Consider the following 17,645-nt stretch of genomic DNA (forward strand, 5'->3'; position numbering starts at 1 on the left):
ATGAGTCAGGATGCGCGCCGTTCGATGCAACGCCCGCCGGCGGAAGTACTGTACGCCGAGGAGCTCGCGAAGCTGAAAAAACGCGATCGGGACGCCACGCCGCCGGGTTGGCAGCTGTCGATGAAGGCAGTACTCCAGTTCGTGGTTGGCGGCGACGGCATCGATCCGAAAATCGTTTGCGCGCCGAGCCTGATCGAACGCGCGCTCGTCACGTTGGCTTCCAATCGTGCGCTGTTGCTCGTGGGCGAGCCGGGGACGGCGAAGAGTCTGCTGTCCGAGCTGCTGGCTGCGGCGATCAGCGGCACGAGCACGCTGACCATTCAAGGCAGCGCCGCGACGACGGAAGACCAGATCAAATACGGTTGGAACTATGCGTTGTTGTTAAACGAAGGGCCTTCGCCGCGAGCGCTGGTCCCATCGCCGCTGTACCGGGCGATGCAGGACGGGCGCATCGTGCGCTTCGAAGAGATCACGCGCTGTCCGCCCGAAGTGCAGGATGGATTGCTGTCTATTCTTTCGGAGCGACTGCTCATGGTCCCGGAACTGCCCGATGGCAACGCAGTGTTCGCCGCGCCGGGGTTCAATCTGATCGCGACTGCCAATACTCGCGACCGGGGTGTGAATGAGATGTCCGCGGCGCTGAAGCGTCGCTTCTCGTTCGAGACCGTGTTCCCGATCGCCGATTACGATCGCGAGCTGGCGCTGGTTCAAAGCGAAGTGGCGCGCATGCTGGCTCAGGACGGCATCAAGGCGCGGCCGTCGAACGACGTGCTCGAAGTGCTGGTGACGACGTTCCGCGAATTGCGCCAGGGCGTGGACAAAGAAGGCGGAGCGAGCGAAAAGCTGTCGACCGTGGTGAGCACGGCTGAAGCAGTCAGCGTCGCGTACGCAGTGACTTTGCGCGGCCACTATTTGCGAGGCGACTCTGGCAAGCCCGCCGACATCGTCGAAGCGCTGGCCGGGGCCGCCGCCAAGGACAATAGCGACGATCTGAAAAAGATCCGTCGCTACATCGAGCATCGAGCCGTCAGGCGCAAAGGAGATCACTGGCGGGATTTCCACGCGGCCCGCCATCTGCTGCCGCAATGACCGTTCAGGTCCTCGGCGTTCGACATCACAGTCCCGCCTGTGCGCGGCTCGCCGCGCATCTGGTGCAGACGTTGCAGCCTTGCGCTGTGTTGATCGAGGGGCCGAGCGATTTTAATCACCGCATTCGAGAGCTGCTGCTCGATCACAAGCTGCCGATCGCGCTCTACAGTTACAGCAACGCGGGCGAGCGGCCGGCGCAGTGCTGGTTTCCGCTTCTCGATTACTCACCCGAGTGGGTGGCTCTGCGGACTGCGCACGGCATTGGCGCCGACGTGCGATTCATCGATTTGCCGCACTGGCAGTACCGGACCTTGCCTGACGCTCGGCGGCGTGTCGCAAGCGTCGAGGTCGATGAGCGCCGTTCTCGGTATTCGGAAAGCATCGAGGCGTTGTGTCGCCGATTCTCGTGCGATGGCGATCACGCGCTCTGGGATCATCTGTTCGAGTCCTTGCCTACCGATGCGCACGCCGAGCTGCGCGAACGACTCGACTTCTACTTTCACGAGCTGCGCGGCGATGAACCGGGAACCGAGCAGGATCAGGCGCGCGAAGCCTACATGGCACTGTGGATTGCATGGATGCGGCGGGAAGCCGATCAGCGTAAGGACGAGCGTCCCATCCTGGTCGTGTGCGGTGGGTGGCACAAGCGTGCAATTGAAGCCACGTGGCCGCGCCTCGACGGCTCGGTCCAGCCTGAAACATTCACGCCCGGCAGTGAGCACGCGGCAGGCAGCTATCTCGTGCCTTATGAATACCGACAGGTCGACGCACTTGGCGGCTATGGCGCCGGCATGCAGTCGCCGCTGTTCTATCAATGGGCCTGGCAGGAGGGATTGTCGGCCGCCGGTCGCCGCGCAGTTCAGCAGATCGCCGCTCGATTGCGCGGCAAGCGCGTCGCTGTATCGACGTCAGATCTGATCGCGTTGGAGCTGACGCTGCAAGGACTGATGAAAATGCGCGGTCATCCCGTGCCGTTGCGGGCAGACATTCTCGACGCCGTGCAGAGTTCGCTCGTCAAAGAGGCTCTGGACAGCCCCGCGCCTTGGGCCGGCAATCAACTGCTGTCCACGCAGGATCATCCACTGCTGCGTGAAGCGCTGCTGGCGATCACGGGTGAAGGCGGCGGTCGACTGCACGCCGACACGCCGCTGCCGCCGCTGTTGCACGATGTCGATCGTGAGCTTGCGGCTCGTGGCATCGAGATCACACGGACCAGGTCAACTTCGGTGCTCGATCGCCGCCGCGAAACGGATGTTCCAAAGGCGCAGTTGCTCTGGCGCTTGCGAATCCTCGGTGTGGAGGGCGTGCAGCTGAAGGAAATTCGAGCGCCGAATGCCGCCCGTCAGCTGCCGGAGGCGCTGCGATTCGAAGAACACTGGTCCTGCGCGCAGGACGATCGTTGGTTCCCTAATCTGATCGAAGCGGCAGTCTATGGCGCGACACTTGAAGCCGCCGCGCGAGCGAGGCTGGTTGAGTTGATTCACGATGCGCAGGGCAAACCGGCGACGGTGGCTGCCTGCATGTTGCAGGCGATCCGCGCCGGCTTGCTCGACATGGGCGAGGAACTTGCAGCACAGCTCGCTCGCGATGTGCCAACGATGCACGATCACGAGGCCATCGCGGCTGCCGCTCATGTGCTGCTCGATGTCATGCGCGCCGGTTTCTGGGGCTTGGATACGAGCGGGTTGATTCGCGAAACGCTGATAGTGCTCGCCGATCGCATTATTTGGTTGCTCGATGGCTGCCAGGGCGATCGTACCTCTCACGCCGTCGGCGACGTCGAGGCGGTGCGAGTGTGCGACGGCGTGCTTCGCTTGGATCTCCAGGGGTTCGACAAGCGCTTTTGTTTAGAAACCATGGTGCGCCTTGCGAGGGGCGCCAGTGTGCCCGCGGCGATCAAAGGTTCGGCCCTCGCAGTTGCCTTCGTTCACGAAGGACTGGGAGCAGATAGCACGGCGGCTCGTGAGCAATTACTTGCGATCACGCGTGCGGTTCCGCCGCGGGACGCTCTCGGCGATTTTCTTTACGGATTGTTTTCATGCGCGCGCGGTCTTGCGACTGAGAATGACGCCATCGTGCGCGCTGTTGATGCGGCGCTGGAGGCGATGGGTCCCGAAGACTTCCTGGTCGCGCTGCCTCGCTTGCGAGCGGCGTTCGCATGGTTTCCTCCGCGTGAACGCGGTGCGCTGGGTGCCTTAGTCGCTGGTGTGTTGGGCTTGTCGCAGGCCCAGCGCCATCAGTTGCTGTTACTTCGACAAGGCGCGGACGCATTCATCGATGCGCGTCGCATCGCGGGGCAAGCGCTCACATGGGCGCGCGAGTTGGGGATCGTTGCATGAAGGCGCCTGCCGAACTGACTCCGGTCGAACGCTGGCGTCTGCTGCTGGGCGAGGCGGCTGAAGGCAGCTTGCAAGCGGGCTTGGGCAACGGTCCGGCGCTGGGCATGGATCGCGCATTGGCCTGGCTCTATGGTCGCGATGCCGAAGGCGACACGCTCGATCGTCACGGCGGCAACGGAGCATCACAACTGTCCGTGCCGGAGTGGATCAACGAGATCCACGAGCTATTTCCCAAGGAGACCATCGAACGTCTCGAACGCGACGCCATCGAGCGTTACGGCATCGACGAAGTCGTGACCAATCCCGAGGTGCTCGAGCGCGCCAGTCCCAACCCGGCATTGCTGGAGGCAGTGCTGCGGACCAAACATTTGATGAATCCGCAGGTGCTGGCGCTGGCGCGGCAGCTGGTGGCGAAGGTCGTGAAGGAGCTGATCGAGAAGCTCGCTAAACAGGTGCAACGTTCGTTTACGGGCAGCCGAAAGCGGCAGCAGCTGAGCCGGCAGGGTTCCTGGAATCAATTCGCCGCTCGCGAGACGCTGCGTCGTAACCTGAAGCATTACGACGCCGGGCGTCGGCGGCTCGTCATCGAGCGCCCCATGTTCTACGTCAACCAGCGTCGAACTCTGGAGCCGTGGCAGATCCTGTTGCTCGTCGACCAGAGCGGCAGCATGGTGAGCTCGGTCATTCATTCGGCGGTGACGGCCGCGTGTTTGTCCGGATTGCCGGGCATTCGCACGCATCTGATCGCGTTCGATACGGAGATCGTCGATCTGTCGCCTCAGGCGCAGGATGCGGTCGAGGTGCTGATGAACGTGCAACTCGGCGGCGGCACGCACATCGGCAAAGCGGTGAGTTATGCGGCCGATCAGATCGATGTGCCGCGTCGGGCGATTGTCGTGATCGTCAGCGACTTCTATGAAGGCATGTCGCCGTATGTGTTGATCGAGACCGTGCGATCGTTGATTGCGCAGGGAACGATTGTGCTTGGACTAGCGGCGCTCGATGACAAGGCGAATGCTGTCTACGATCGGGAGCTGGCCGGAAAACTGGTGGAGCTCGGCGCGCATGTAGGTGCGATGACGCCGGGACAGCTCGCTGCGTGGCTTGCCGAGAAGCTGAAGTGAGCGCGCGCACCGACCTCCAACATCTCTCGCCCGAGGCGCTCGCGCAGGCTTCGAATGCTGGCATCGTGAAGCGCGCGGTTCGTGAGCTCGAGGCCGGCTATCGGCCGCAGCTTGCGTTGGATGGCGCGGGCACTTTGACTGCGACGTTCTCTGATGGCGTCGTTACGACGTGGGCGAACGGCAAACCTATCGATCAGACCGCCTGTACGTGCGGGGCGGCGCGCGCGTGTCGGCACCGGATTATTGCCGTGCTCGCGTATCGAGAAGAATCGGCTGCAGCCTCGTCTGCTACTCCCGCGAAACGTGAGTCTCCTGGAACGGTTACGGACGAGACACTGAAGCAATTGATTGCTCCTGCGTTGTTGAAGCTCGCTCACGCGCAACTCGTCCAGGGAGTTACGGTTGACGTGCGTCGCGAGGCAAGTGGCGAGCCATGTGAGACTGCGCGCCTGCCGGCGGCAACGGTACGATTTTGGGCGGGAGCTGCGATTGAAGCGGCACGTTGTGATTGCGTGCGCGCAGCCGCCTGTGAGCACATTGCGCTGGGGGTGTGGGCGTTTCGACTTGCTGATGCTCGGCATGGCGGTGAGAAGCATGTCCAGGTGCGATTGGGCGATGAGGGCACCCGGGCGCAGATCGATCGCGCAGCGTTCGTCGCGTTAACTGCATCGTTGCTAGCGCACGGTGTTGCTTCCGGTACGACGCCGCATGCGCAGGCTTTCACACGCGCCCAGGAGTCGGCACGTTCGTTTGGGGCGCAGTGGCTCTGCAACGTACTCGACGACCTGGAGCAATGGGCGGGCGCATACGCGGCGCGCAGCGCTTTGTATGAGGCTCGCGACGGGGCTCATTTGTTAGCCGAGCTCACATTGCGCCTGTCTGCGGGCAGATTGCCTGGGCGAGCGCAGGCAGTGCTTGGTATCGGCCAGGCCAGCGAGACCGAACTGGATCGATCGCGATTGATGTGTCTCGGCGCTCGCACCACACGTGACGGCGATACGCGCATGACGCGACTGGTGCTTGCGGACTTGGATACTGGAACCAAGTTCATCCTTCGCAAGCAATGGTCGGTGCCCAGCGAACGTGCGGCGGAGGAGCCCACGTTGCGAGCCGCGGAGCGACTCGTTCCCGGCGTTCGAATGGAACAACTCGCGCAAGGCCAGTTGCTTGCCCAACAGGCCCGACGGCTCGCCGATGGCACGATCCGCTTGGCCGGCGCTCGCAGCTCGCAGAACAGTGTGTTGCCGCAAGCAGCCGATTGGTCCTCGCTCAATGCGCCGTTGCGCTTCTCGAGCGTCGCCCAACTCGTCGCGAACAAGCGAGCAAGCCCAACCGCGCAGATCGAGCCGCGTCATGCGGCTAGCCGGTTCATCGTTTTCACTCCGGCTGAAGTCGAAGAGGTGCTGTACGACTCCAACGAGCAGGCGTTACTTGCGGTGCTTCGCGATGCGGACGAGCATCGCGTGCTCGTGCGGCGGATTCATGAGACTCATGTGAAGCATGCGCTCGATGCTTTGGCGGGCAGCTTCACTGGACAGTTCGGAGCGCTGCGCCACGTTGCTGGAGTTCTGCATTGGGAGCAGGGCGTCGCCATCATCGAACCCTGGGCTGTCGCCTGCGATCGCGTTGTCGTCCCTGACTTCTCTCACGCCTGCGGCGCGCTAGCCAAAATCGCTCTCGGCCACGCACCTGTCCAGACGACGGAGCCACTCGCGGTAGCGTTGAGGCAAGTGCGCGAAGCAGTTGGCTCACTACTTCATCATGGGTGCCTCCGGCTGCGCGATTCCTGGCTGGAGGAAACGTCGCAAGTTCAAGCACAGCTGAAGTCCCTTAACCTCGAATCTCTCTCTCGGCGCCTCGCGGACATTGTCACAGGCGTACGCGAGTGCCGCGCTCGCGCCGACAACGTCGCGCTTGCCGAGCCGCTGCTGGAGCTGCTCGCATTACTTCAGCTGCATGAAGATGCACAGGCCGTGCTGCTGCTGGAAAGCGCTGCTTGAAGGGCCGTCAGGTCGGCGTCTGTTGGTGAACGACGAGCTGCCAGCTCGTCCCCCGAACGTACGTGCTGCTGATCAACGCGGTGTAGGCTTCACTGCCCTTGCGCCGAGCGGTGGCTTTATAAACAACGCTTGCAGACTCCGCTGTGAGTTGAACCACCTTCGGGTCCTCGATCCGGAATGACTCCCACGGCTGGGCCCCGAGAGATTCCAATATTGGCTCCCGCCCCTCGATCCGCATTCCGCCAGGAAACAGCATTACCGCGTCCTCACGTAAAACGGATGCATAGAACTTCTTGCCCGCATCGCCTTCAGTCGAGAGTGCCCGCCATCCTTGTTCTTCCAGCTGGATGAGCTCGCGCATGTGAGTAACTCCGTTTCGTAGCTGCCTCAGAGCAGCTAACGTCTCCGGTTGCATCTTGTTCCTGATACGCTTCGCGCGGGGGCGCGCATTTGCGAGTGAGGACGACCATGACCGAACGCCTGCGAACAATCGTCAAGGGCATGCGGATCCAGCCCGGCGACCGTGTTCTCGAGATTGGCTGCGGCCATGGCGTGGCGGCGAGCTTTGTATGCGAAAAGCTGCGTTCCGGCCGGCTGCTGGCGATCGACAAGTCGAAGAAGATGATCGACGCAGCGGTTCGCCGGAACAGCGAGCATGTCGCGTCCGGCAAAGCTGAATTTCAGGCGGTGGACGTGATCGAGTTCGATCCGGGCCGAACGAAGTTCGACAAGATCTTCGCCGTTCGAGTCGGGCTGTTTCATCGCGATCCAGCCCTGGCGCGTTCCTTGCTGGAACCATGGCTGGCGCCGAGCGGAAAAATCGTGCTCGTCTACGACGAGCCGTGAGCTTCAGCTGGTGCTGATGACGATGCCGTTGCCTTCGCTATCGCGGAGTTGGGCGAAGGTTTGACCGGGGTTCCAGGGAGCCTTGCTGGGTTCTTTGGTGAACTCCACGCCTCGGGCGCTGAGCTTGCGGTAAGTGGCTTCGACATCGTCGGCGATGAAGACCAAGCGAGGCGTGTCCGATTTCGGCTCGCCGGTTTGCTGAGTCAGCAGGATGCGCGTTTGAGCGCCGGGCACGGCGAGCTCGATCCAGCGCCAGCCCTCCTTGTAAGGAGCGTCCTGAGCCACCTGCAGGCCAAGCTTCTCGGTATAGAAATTCAGCGCGCGGTCCTGGTCGACGACGGGCAGTTCGGCAAACTTCACGCACTTCAACATGCGACGGCTCCCGAGCGGTTCACGAGGGCAGTTATAGACCGTCTTGATGTTGCGATCCAGACCGGTGCTAGCGTGTAGGCCGCTGCTGATGCGGCCCTCGCTGCGGCGCCTGTTTATTCCGATCGGCGGCGCAGTCGGCTGAACGATCGATTTCGCGCGCCATCTGAGCCGCCGTCCTTATTCCTTGGCCGCTCAGAACGCACAGATAGGTAATGACCATCGCCGGCATGAGCGCGAACGCGACGGCTTGCCAGCCTCTTTTCACTTTCACGCGGCCGAATACTTTGTGGCCGGGCGGTGGATAACGTCGAGTCGCGATGGCGTGGATCGAAGTACGCGCCGTCAGTACTACCAGCAGAATCGCACCCGCAATGGGCGCGCCGACCAGCGCTGCATAAAGCAACACTGTGGAAGCCGGCACACCGAACACGGCCTCGCACGGCGCGTCGGGGACAAACGATCGAAAGCGCGGCAGCGCCCACCAATACAACGCTGCAAACAGCAGCACACAAATCACGCCGTGCAGGAGCAGCCGTCGTCGGCGCTCCTCGGGCGAGTAGCGGGGGGCAAACTCCGGTTCCATGATGGCGGCGATCTTCCGTCGACGCGAGTGATCTGTCGAGCCCGCCGATCATAAAATACTCCCATGAGAATTCTATATCCCGACGATCCCCTCGATCAGCGCCGGCCGGAACCATTGTTTCAGGCCGAGTACGAGCTGGCGCGCGCTCGCGGGTTCGAGTTGTCCATATTCTCCTTCGAGGATTTCGAGCGGGGGCGATTCGATCCGAGGCCACGCCCTGCCGCGGGCGAAGAGGTGCTCTACAGAGGCTGGATGCTGAATGTCGACGGCTATGCGCGACTGGTCCAATCCATAGAGCAACTCTCGGCGGGAATGGTCGTCTCGCCGGAAAGTTATAGAGCGGCCCATCACTTGCCGTCCTGGTATCCGCTCGTCCGCGAGTTCACCGCCGAGACGCTGATGTGTGAGCCAGACGCCGACTTCGAGGCGCTACTGGCCGGCCGCCAGTGGCCCGGCTACTTCGTCAAGGACTACGTGAAATCGTCGAACACCGGTGCCGGCTCGCTCGTGGCAACGCCGGGCGAGGTCCCCCAAGTGGTGGCCGCTCTGAAAAAATACCGAGGAGAAATCGAAGGCGGCGTGTGTGTACGCCGTAAAGAAGAATATCTATCAGGTTCGGAACGCCGTTACTTCGTCGCCAACGGCGCGGCGTTCTCCTCCGACGGAGCACTGCCGGCGGTAGTCACTGCATGTGCGACTCGAATCCCAAGCCCGTTCTTCTCCGTCGACGTCGCGCAAAGGAACGACGGCGAGTTGAGGATCGTCGAGATCGGCGACGGCCAGGTGTCCGACCGCAAGGAATGGTCAGCGGATCAACTGGTGGACATCCTCGCGCGGACATGGCTCGCTTGAATGTCGTGGCATCACAACTTTCCTCCAGCGAGGAACAGCAGGATCGCAAACCCCCACGAGCCGGCCAATGCCAGCATCAGAACAATCCCGATGTTCATCAACGGGATCTGCCAGTCTGGATAGACGTTCCGATCCGTCGGCACAAACGCGAGCAGCGCCTGGCCACCGTTCAAGACGGGCAGGGGCAGCAGGTTGAATGCGGCCACCTTCGTGGCCAATACCGCGAGCAACGCCGGGAAGCCATGGGTCGTCGATAGTGCGTAGAGCGCGTGAATATATTCCTGCGCCGTCGACTTCGGTCCAAGCGCCCCGACGACGATCTGCCGGAATCCCTCGACGACTTCGGATACGCTGGCGCCGGCTAGGACCAATGCGGCTAGCAGCACCAGCACCGCGCAGCCGGCGAGTACAATGATCGCTTGTATGGCCACGGGCTTGTGATTGAACGCGGTGGCCGGATCGGCCGGCGGATCCGCCTCCGTCTCGCGCGTGTCCCCGAATTTGGCGTAACCTCCCAAAGGCACTGCCTTGATCTTCAACTTGCCTCGGCTGAAAAGCTCTTTGCCAAAACCGTAAGAGACCTCGCGCAAGTCCACGCCGAGCGCGACTCCGGCCAGCGCCATCGCAGAGACATGCGCCACGACCAGGAGAATCCACGCGGCCAGCAGTTGCAGGAAGAATGTCGTCATGAGCTACGTTGCAACCTTTCCGGTTCTGCGTTCGTCAAAATCGGGTTCGTCGCGCGGGATACTAAGCGGCGACACTCGGATTTCACAATGCATGCGACCTGTTCACGGAATCAGCACTTCGGAGAGTTAATGAAACATACGACGCTGCTTGCACTCCTCGGATTGGCGGTGGCCCCGCTAGGCCACGCGGCGGATGCGGGCAACACACGCATGCTGTCCAGCCCGGCTGTGCGCGGACAGAACCTGGCATTCGTTTACGACAACGACATCTGGCTGACCTCGCTCTCTGGCGGCAGCGCACGGCGGTTGACTCAGGCCCCCGGCAGGGAGTCGGCGCTGCGCTTTTCTCCGGACGGGCAATGGTTAGCATTCAGCGCCAACTATGGCGACAACACCGATATCTACGTGATGCCCGCGCAGGGCGGCGAAACGCGTCGCCTCACGTGGCATCCAGGGCGTGATGTCGTCGTCGGGTTCACACCGGACGGCCGCGTCATGTTCTATTCCGAACGCGGACGTTTCGCGCCGCAGACGAACCAGCTTTACTCCGTAGCCGTGACCGGCGGTGTGCCGACGCGCCTGCCAGTGCCTGTAGGAACCAAGGCGGCATTCTCCGCTGACGGCCGCACGCTGGCGTATTTGCCCGGCCGCGACGTGTTTCGCCAGTGGAAGAACTATCGCGGCGGCACGCAGAGCCGTCTGTGGCTCATGGACATGGGCGACTATTCCGTAAAGGAAGTGCCCAAGCCGGCAGACGGCGGCAACGACACCGATCCGATGTGGGTCGGCGGCACGTTGTATTTCAACTCCGACCGCAACGGCGAGTTCAACCTGTTCCGCCATGACGCCAACGGCGCTACCCAGGTCACTCAACTGAAGGACTTCCCAGTCACCGAACCGAGCACCGATGGCTCGGGCGTCATCGTGTTCGAGCAGGGCGGTTATTTGCATCGTCTGGATACGCGCGACAACACCGTGCAGCAGATTCGTATCTCGGCGATTTCCGATTTGATCGAGACGCGCCCGCGTCTGGCGAGCGACCCGAAGTGGGTTCGCGAAGCGGCGGCCTCGCCGGACCTCAAGCGCATGGCGTTCAACTACCGCGGCGAAATCGTCACCGTGCCGGCCGAGAAAGGCGATGCGCGCCAGCTCACGCGCTCGACCGGTGCAAACGATCAGTCGCCCACATGGTCCGCCGATGGCAAGCAGATCGCCTGGTTCTCCGACGTGAGCGGCGAGTATGAGTTGCTGCTCGCGGATCAGGACGGCAAGGCCAAGCCGCGCCACTACCGCTTGTCGGGCGCGGGCTTCTATGAGGATCCGCTGTTCTCTCCCGACGGCGCTCGTATTGCCTATCGCGACAACACCCAGTCGCTGTGGGTGATCGAACTCGGCACGGGCAAGAACATCAAGATCGCTTCCGAGCCGGTGTATTCGCCGTTCAACCCGATGCGCGCGAACTGGTCACCCGATTCCCGCTGGCTGGTGTATACGGTGCAAGCAGCCGGATTGATTCAGACCGTCAATGTCTGGTCGGTGGAGACGGGTCGCTCCATCCAGGTGACCGATGGCCTGTCTGAAATGCTCGAGCCGGCGTTCGATCCGAATGGCGAGTTCTTGTATGTGCTGGCGTCCACCGATGCGGGGCCGGTGAAGGATTGGTTCTCGCAAATCAATATCGACAGCCCGGTGCGCTTCGGTCTGTATGCCATCACGCTGCGGCAGGATGGCCCGAGCGCAGTGCCGCCGCAGAGCGATGAGGTGGATCTCACGGCACTGTCGAACACTCCGTCGGAGTCCGAGGAGAAATCCAAAGACACAGCGAAGGACGCGGCAAAGGATGCGAAAGGGAAGGGCAAGAAGCCGCCCGCGGTGCGCATCGACGCGGTGGGCATCGAGGATCGGATCGTCGCCTTGCCTGCGGGCGTCGGCGCGCGTCACGGCTTGCGCGTCGGTGCGAGCGGCGAAATCTATTTCATCGAAGGCAATGGCGCCACGGCTCAGGAAGCGATGAGCAAGCCCGGCGAGTTGAAGCGCTTCACGCTGGAGAAGCGCGAAGTGAAGACGCTGGCTAAAGAGGTGGTGGACTTCCACTTGTCGCGCGATGGCAAGCGCATCGGGTATCGCGTCGGCACGGATTGGTTCGTGACCGATGTCGCCGATGAACTGCCGCCGGGCAAGGGCAAGCTCGCGCTCAATACCGTGAGCGTCGCCGTCGAGCCGCGAGCCGAATGGGCGCAGATTCTCGACGAAGCGTGGCGGATCAATCGCGATTATTTCTATGCGGATAACTTCCACGGCGCCGATTGGCCGGCAATGCGTAAGAAGTATCGTGCGTTCCTGCCGGACCTCGCCACGCGCAGCGATCTCGAGCGTGTCATCGAGATGATGCTGAGCGAGCTTGCGGTCGGCCACAGTTATCAGTCGCCGGGCGATCACCCGTTCAAGCCTGCGAAAGTCAGCGTGGGTCTGCTCGGCGCCAATTATGAGATCGACCGAGATCGCTATCGCTTCAGCAAGATCCTCGGTGGATTGAATTGGAACCCCGAGCTGCGCTCACCGCTGCGTGCGCCGGGCGTGTATGTCAAACCCGGTGAGTACCTGTTGGGGGTCGACGGCGTGGAGTTGCGTGCGCCGACCAGCGTGTATTCGCTGTTCGAGAATCGGGCGGATCGGCAAGTGCGCATCACCGTCGGCCCGACGCCTGACGGCAAGAACTCTCGCGATGTCGTCGTCGTGCCGATCGGCGATGAAACGACGCTGCGCTACATGGATTGGGTGGAAGGAAACATCCGCTATGTCTCCGAAAAGAGCGGCGGTCGTCTCGCCTATGTGCACGTGCCCGATACGGCCAATGGCGGACACACGATGTTCAAGCGCTACTTCTATCCGCAGTCGCAACGAGCCGGCCTGATCCTGGACGAACGTTACAACCGGGGCGGTCAGATCGCCGATTATTACATCGACGTTTTGCGCCGGCCGCTCATCGCGCATTGGAAGATGCGCTATGGCCAGGACCTGATCAGCCCTCGCGGCGCCATTCAGGGCCCGAAGGTTCTGCTCGCCGATGAGAACGCCGGTTCGGGCGGCGACCTGCTGCCCTGGATGTTCAAACGTTTCGAGCTCGGACCCATCGTCGGCAAGCGGACTTGGGGCGGTCTCGTTGGCATTCTCGGCTTCCCGACCTTGCTGGACGGTGGCGGCGTGACGGCGCCAAACATCGCGTTCTGGAACGAAGAGGGCTACCGCGTAGAGAACGAAGGCGTCGCGCCCGACGTGGAAGTGGAGCAATGGCCTCGCGAGGTCAACGCCGGCCGCGATCCTCAGCTCGACCGCGCCATCGAGATCGCGCTGTCGGAACTCGAGAAGAATCCAGCGAAACCCGCGAAGGCGCCGCCGTTGCCGGTGCGAGTGAGGTAGAGCAGGAAGTGCGCGAGCTGCGTCAGGCAGCCGCGCACTTCTTCAGGGTGTCCAACGTTCGCGTTGTGATCTCCGTACCGAACGTTTTCTCGATGAGCCGCATGAACGCCGGCGACCCCGGATGCGGCACATAGGACGTGAGCACCTCCTGGCCGCGAATGGCCAGGATCCGTGCGTCCTCGAATTCGATCGGCAACGACAGCTTCGCCGTGGGCGCTTTGCGAAGAAACGTAATCACGTGCTTCGACTTCGGCGGCAACTTGAACCCGCCGTACGGGTCGCCATCGATCAACTCGCTCAGCGCCTTTGCCGATCGCACGATGGTCAGGAACGTGCGATCCAACTGCTGTTCCATCGCCTTCTCTGCCTGACGCGCGAGGGCTGCGTCCGACTTGGCGGGTGAATCGAACACCACATTGCCGCTGGCGAGCACGGTTTTAACATTCCTGAAACCTGCGCTTTCGAACGCCCGCTTCAGCTCGGGCATCTTGGCATTCATCGGACTCACGCCGCGGAGGAAGGCAACGTAGCGGGGCATGATCGGTTTGTTGGTAGCCAGCGGTGCCGTATCTTATTATGAGCGGCGCGCGCTTTGCTCTTTCCTGAGTTGCAGTGCCCCATCATGAAAAACACCAAGGCTCTTCTCATCCTGCTGCTGTTCGCAGGCACGGCCGTCGCGCACAAGGACAGGATGATCACGATCGGTAGCGACGGATCGTTGCAGGGTCTGCCTGAAAAGTACCAACCAGCACGCCTCATCTGGTCCGACTCCGTGCCGACATTGAATCTTCGCATCGGGGCCCATGAAACGGTGCTGCCGAGCTGCCTGACCTCGATATTTTCCCTGGAGCGAGCCGAATTACGCGTTTCCGCGTCGTGGTATCACGATACCTCGCGTCTGCCGCCCTACATCGGAATCGACATCGTGCACTCCGTGGAGGGTCAGACCTTTTTCAACGGGTTCTCCTTGCTCTTCAACCTGGACACGGGCGAGCTCATTCAGGTCGACCGTGTGATTGCAACGCAGAGCGAGGAGCGAAGTCAGGATGTGGAAATTGCGGCGCTTTGTAGTGGCGGTGAGGCAGATACTATGGTCCATGTTGTGTCCCAATGATGCGAGTCATCACTGCTCTGCTCGTGGCTCCGGCGTTCTGGTGGTTCGGTGAAGCCCTGGCAATCGCTTGGAGCGCGACAGGGGATGACGTACGCTGAGTTTCGCAGCAGGGAGAGTGCGAATAATCATGCTTTTTTCCGATCCGTTGCTGATCCGTTGTCCGAGCTGCGGAAAAGAAGGCAGCTACGCTCCGCGAGACCTGGTGGCGCTGCGCTCGCTATGCCGGCATTGCTCTTTGTCGCTCGATGCAGTGGGCCAGGAGATGCGCGAGGGGCTCAGTAGCTGGAGCGGTTATCTAGCCAAAATCGATATGGCTATCGAGTTCGAGCGCCTGTTTGGGATTCAGCCCACGGACGCCGATCTCGATACGATCAAGACGCCGCTCGACCTCGTTAAGTTCTTTCGCGGTCGAGTCAGCGTAGGTGATTCAGACGTTGAAGGCGAGGCGTTCGCGTGGCTGACCAGAGTCAGGCCCGCCACGGCGAGTCGTGACGAACTGCAACTCGACTTCACGGAGCTGTTCTCGGTGACGGAGCATCCTTGAGCCATGAAGCAGCCTCTGTATCGCAAGGAAAACACCACCGCTCATCTTGCCCGTCACGATGGCGGTGATTATCGCGACGAGAGGCGACGCAGCCAGCGCTCCGATGCTTCTCGAGGGTCCATGCATGGCGGTGGCATCGAGCTGAACCTGCTTGATTCAGGGTTCAAAGACGGATTGGATATTAAGGCGCACTATGTCTATGAAGCGGACGAACGCTAGCAGCCTGCTTGGCGCCGCGTCAGCCCAAGCAGCGTGTCGCCCATCCGGCCGCCCATAGGCCAAATCCGAAAATCCCATGCGTGATGAAACTTTGGAGCCGTGCGGAGACTGGGCGCGGTGCGCGCGAGGCGGCTACGCCTAGGCCCATGCAGGGCTGCATCAATAGAAAGGGCACAAGCACAGTGCCGACACCGAATGCCAATGCGGGCGATAACGTTGGATGGCGCAGCCATTCGTGACCCACGATCCAGACGAAGCCCCCGGCGAACGCGATGCCGGTGAGGTAGTGGACGTTCCAGCCGAGCGCGCGTTCTCCTACAATGGGTGAAGCTGCCGCGATACGATCATGGCGAAACTGGCCATGTGTCATGTGACCGATCCACCGCCCGACCATGGCATAGTCGAGCGGTGGAATGCCAAGAAACATCTTGCGCGCTACGCCCCATACATCCATGACGATGGTGGCGCCCACGCCGATGAAGACTATTGAGAGCACATCGCTCATGAGATCGGGCTTCCTCGCTCTTTAAAACCGTCGCTGTCATTGGCAGAGTGCCACTTCAAGTCAACTTGAGGTCAAGAGGAAATGGACATTGCTGAGGTGGCCAGGAAATCTGGCGTTCCAGCCTCGACGCTGCGCTTCTACGAGGAAAAGGGGCTGATCGCCTCGATCGGCCGGCGCGGGTTGCGTCGTTTCTTTGCCGCCTCTGTGCTGGAGCGGCTGGCCTTCATCGCACTGGGACAGTCCGCGGGCCTTTCCCTGGACGAGATCGCGCAGATGTTCGCACCCGACGGGAATCTGCGGATCGACCGTAAACTGCTCGCTCTCAAGGCCGACGAACTCGACGCAACCATCTGCAAACTAAGCGCCATGCGCGACGGCCTGCGCCACGCCGCCGCTTGCCCAGCGCCGACGCACATGGAATGCCCAACCTTCCGACGCCTGCTGGGTGCAGCCGTCTCTGGCGCCGGTTCGAAGCGAAAGCAAAACACATCTTCGAAGAAACGCCCGCCCAACCCTTCACCGCGGACGCGAAGAGCCTGACGCGCAATGCCTCGCTTTTTCTCGAAATTCAGGAGAGATCTGTCACTCAGTCGACTATGCTCTGCCGCCGATCACAACGCTTAGGCAGACTGCAATAACAGACATAACTGATGTATTGAGATGGCTAGAAAGAACAAGCCCAGGCCTGCTCACGGAGCTCTGGGAAGTCCATTTCTCACGCGAGTTTCGCTGGACGAGGGTAGAGTTCAGGCAGGCGTTCACCCGTTCACGATCCCGCTGGTCGAGCAGCGCTTCGATCTCGCATTCAAAGCTCCTGTGACATTCCTGGTCGGTGAGAACGGTTCCGGAAAATCCACGCTGCTCGAGGCGCTCGCCTGGGCGCTGGGTTTCAACGCGCAAGGAGGCAACCGGGACAATTCGTATGCCGAGGGTGCCGATGGCCACGCGCTGGGACGCGCCTTGCGGCTGAGCTGGCGTCAACGTGTTTCGGATGGATTCTTTCTGCGCGCGGAGACCTTCTTCAACTTCGCCACGTACCTAGAAGAGGTCGGCAGCTCATTCCTGGCCTATGGCGGGAAATCCTTGCATCAGCAGTCGCACGGTGAAGGCTTCCTGGCGCTGTTCGAAAATCGCATGGAAGACGGCGTGTACCTGCTAGACGAGCCGGAAGCCGCATTGTCGCCGGGGCGTCAGCTCACGTTTCTGAGTATCCTTTATCAACTCGCCTCGATGAAGGTGGCGCAGTTCATCATCGCCAAGCACTCGCCCATCCTGTTGACACTGCCTGGAGCGACGGTGCTCGGTATCGAGGAGGGTCAATTACGTGAGGTCGGCTACCGAGATACGGAGCACTACCAGCTCACTCGTGACTTTTTGAACGCACCGGAACGCTTCCATCGCTATCTGTTTCGAAGCCAGAGTGAGACGCAGGATCCCGAGTAACCGGCGCGCGCCGCTGGAATTTAACAGTTGACGCTCCAGCTGGAGGATCGAATCTTCAAAAGTTCATGTGCAAACGAAATTTCGCGCGCTTCATCGCGTGAGACGCCGCGCGTCGAAGAACACATCCTCGGCTGGATACGCGGAGATCTCCCCGCGATCCAACGCGGCAATGCGCCGCTCGATCTCATCGGCCCACGCTGTTTCGATATCGGAAGTGGATGAGCGCAGTGATTCGAGCAAGGAATCAGCGAGCTGCGCACGCTCCTCTACGCTCAGAGCGAGAGCCTGCTCTTCGAGCTGCTTCAAGGATTTCGACATAGTGCTCCTCCAAGTCCGCTCTCAGAGTCTACAAGGCCTGAAGGGGGCCGGTAAGGATCCGCGCGCTTATTCAGGAAATTCAGGGAAGTCCTGTCGTCCCACGTCCGGGTCGTCTATCCTACGTACATTCACGGAACGAGGCCGCCGAAGCACGCGCTGACGTGTCCCGTGAGAACAAGCAAGAAGCT

Annotated in this window: 19 protein-coding genes; 12 read left to right on the forward strand and 7 right to left on the reverse strand. The window is 61.5% G+C overall.

What is annotated here, in order from left to right:
- From VGD45_RS14025 to VGD45_RS14040, 4 genes are read left to right on the forward strand one after another with little or no spacing between them, the layout of a single operon-like run.
- Complete coding sequence (locus VGD45_RS14025; RefSeq protein ID WP_331155941.1) at positions 1-1,089, forward strand: AAA family ATPase; 1,089 nt, start codon at positions 1-3, stop codon at positions 1,087-1,089.
- Positions 1,086-3,428 (forward strand): DUF5682 family protein, encoded by a 2,343-nt coding sequence (locus VGD45_RS14030; RefSeq protein WP_331155942.1) that lies wholly within the window; start codon positions 1,086-1,088, stop codon positions 3,426-3,428. Before VGD45_RS14025 ends, VGD45_RS14030 begins: the two co-directional genes overlap by 4 nt.
- Positions 3,425-4,552 carry a VWA domain-containing protein gene (locus VGD45_RS14035; protein WP_331155943.1) on the forward strand — a complete coding sequence of 376 codons (1,128 nt, stop codon included), beginning with the start codon at positions 3,425-3,427 and terminating at the stop codon, positions 4,550-4,552. Before VGD45_RS14030 ends, VGD45_RS14035 begins: the two co-directional genes overlap by 4 nt.
- Entirely contained in the window at positions 4,549-6,552 is a 2,004-nt protein-coding gene (locus VGD45_RS14040; protein WP_331155944.1) for a hypothetical protein, read from the forward strand. The genes VGD45_RS14035 and VGD45_RS14040 overlap by 4 nt, the downstream gene beginning before the upstream one ends.
- Positions 6,553-6,559: 7 nt before the next feature.
- Here VGD45_RS14040 and VGD45_RS14045 read toward each other — a convergent pair whose 3' ends face one another.
- A complete protein-coding gene (locus VGD45_RS14045) occupies positions 6,560-6,913 on the reverse strand; it encodes a nuclear transport factor 2 family protein (RefSeq protein WP_331155945.1) in 354 nt (117 codons plus the stop codon).
- A gap of 107 nt (positions 6,914-7,020) precedes the next feature.
- On the opposite strand from VGD45_RS14045, the gene VGD45_RS14050 reads away from it, so the two are divergent.
- A complete protein-coding gene (locus VGD45_RS14050; protein ID WP_331155946.1) occupies positions 7,021-7,398 on the forward strand; it encodes a class I SAM-dependent methyltransferase in 378 nt (125 codons plus the stop codon).
- Between the two features lie 3 nt (positions 7,399-7,401).
- Here the strand turns inward: VGD45_RS14050 and VGD45_RS14055 are convergent, their stop codons facing one another.
- Complete coding sequence (locus VGD45_RS14055; protein ID WP_331155947.1) at positions 7,402-7,770, reverse strand: VOC family protein; 369 nt, start codon at positions 7,768-7,770, stop codon at positions 7,402-7,404.
- A 67-nt stretch (positions 7,771-7,837) separates the two neighbouring features.
- Positions 7,838-8,353 (reverse strand): hypothetical protein, encoded by a 516-nt coding sequence (locus VGD45_RS14060; RefSeq protein WP_331155948.1) that lies wholly within the window; start codon positions 8,351-8,353, stop codon positions 7,838-7,840.
- A 63-nt stretch (positions 8,354-8,416) separates the two neighbouring features.
- Between VGD45_RS14060 and VGD45_RS14065 the strand changes: the two genes are divergently transcribed.
- Positions 8,417-9,205 carry an ATP-grasp domain-containing protein gene (locus VGD45_RS14065; RefSeq protein WP_331155949.1) on the forward strand — a complete coding sequence of 263 codons (789 nt, stop codon included), beginning with the start codon at positions 8,417-8,419 and terminating at the stop codon, positions 9,203-9,205.
- 11 nt (positions 9,206-9,216) lie between these two features.
- On the opposite strand, the gene VGD45_RS14070 is transcribed toward VGD45_RS14065, so the two are convergent.
- Positions 9,217-9,894, reverse strand: coding sequence for a site-2 protease family protein (locus VGD45_RS14070; protein ID WP_331155950.1), 678 nt, complete (start codon positions 9,892-9,894; stop codon positions 9,217-9,219).
- A 129-nt stretch (positions 9,895-10,023) separates the two neighbouring features.
- On the opposite strand from VGD45_RS14070, the gene VGD45_RS14075 reads away from it, so the two are divergent.
- Positions 10,024-13,314 carry a S41 family peptidase gene (locus VGD45_RS14075; RefSeq protein ID WP_331155951.1) on the forward strand — a complete coding sequence of 1,097 codons (3,291 nt, stop codon included), beginning with the start codon at positions 10,024-10,026 and terminating at the stop codon, positions 13,312-13,314.
- 22 nt (positions 13,315-13,336) lie between these two features.
- Here the strand turns inward: VGD45_RS14075 and VGD45_RS14080 are convergent, their stop codons facing one another.
- Positions 13,337-13,852: a DUF1697 domain-containing protein gene (locus tag VGD45_RS14080; protein WP_331155952.1), complete on the reverse strand. Its 516-nt coding sequence runs from the start codon at positions 13,850-13,852 to the stop codon at positions 13,337-13,339.
- A gap of 84 nt (positions 13,853-13,936) precedes the next feature.
- On the opposite strand from VGD45_RS14080, the gene VGD45_RS14085 reads away from it, so the two are divergent.
- From VGD45_RS14085 to VGD45_RS14095, 3 genes are all read left to right on the forward strand, one after another.
- Positions 13,937-14,428 carry a hypothetical protein gene (locus tag VGD45_RS14085; RefSeq protein WP_331155953.1) on the forward strand — a complete coding sequence of 164 codons (492 nt, stop codon included), beginning with the start codon at positions 13,937-13,939 and terminating at the stop codon, positions 14,426-14,428.
- Between the two features lie 127 nt (positions 14,429-14,555).
- On the forward strand, positions 14,556-14,972 hold the full coding sequence (locus tag VGD45_RS14090; RefSeq protein WP_331155954.1) for a hypothetical protein: 417 nt from the start codon (positions 14,556-14,558) through the stop codon (positions 14,970-14,972).
- A gap of 3 nt (positions 14,973-14,975) precedes the next feature.
- On the forward strand, positions 14,976-15,191 hold the full coding sequence (locus VGD45_RS14095; protein WP_331155955.1) for a hypothetical protein: 216 nt from the start codon (positions 14,976-14,978) through the stop codon (positions 15,189-15,191).
- A gap of 19 nt (positions 15,192-15,210) precedes the next feature.
- Here VGD45_RS14095 and VGD45_RS14100 read toward each other — a convergent pair whose 3' ends face one another.
- On the reverse strand, positions 15,211-15,696 hold the full coding sequence (locus VGD45_RS14100) for a DUF2938 domain-containing protein (protein ID WP_331155956.1): 486 nt from the start codon (positions 15,694-15,696) through the stop codon (positions 15,211-15,213).
- A gap of 81 nt (positions 15,697-15,777) precedes the next feature.
- On the opposite strand from VGD45_RS14100, the gene VGD45_RS14105 reads away from it, so the two are divergent.
- Positions 15,778-16,236, forward strand: coding sequence for a helix-turn-helix domain-containing protein (locus VGD45_RS14105; protein WP_331155957.1), 459 nt, complete (start codon positions 15,778-15,780; stop codon positions 16,234-16,236).
- A gap of 120 nt (positions 16,237-16,356) precedes the next feature.
- A complete protein-coding gene (locus VGD45_RS14110; RefSeq protein ID WP_331155958.1) occupies positions 16,357-17,139 on the forward strand; it encodes an AAA family ATPase in 783 nt (260 codons plus the stop codon).
- A gap of 90 nt (positions 17,140-17,229) precedes the next feature.
- Here the strand turns inward: VGD45_RS14110 and VGD45_RS14115 are convergent, their stop codons facing one another.
- On the reverse strand, positions 17,230-17,457 hold the full coding sequence (locus tag VGD45_RS14115) for an addiction module protein (RefSeq protein ID WP_331155959.1): 228 nt from the start codon (positions 17,455-17,457) through the stop codon (positions 17,230-17,232).
- Between the last annotated feature and the right edge of the window lie 188 nt (positions 17,458-17,645).

This window comes from Steroidobacter sp., from assembly GCF_036402275.1.
GTDB lineage: Bacteria > Pseudomonadota > Gammaproteobacteria > Steroidobacterales > Steroidobacteraceae > Steroidobacter.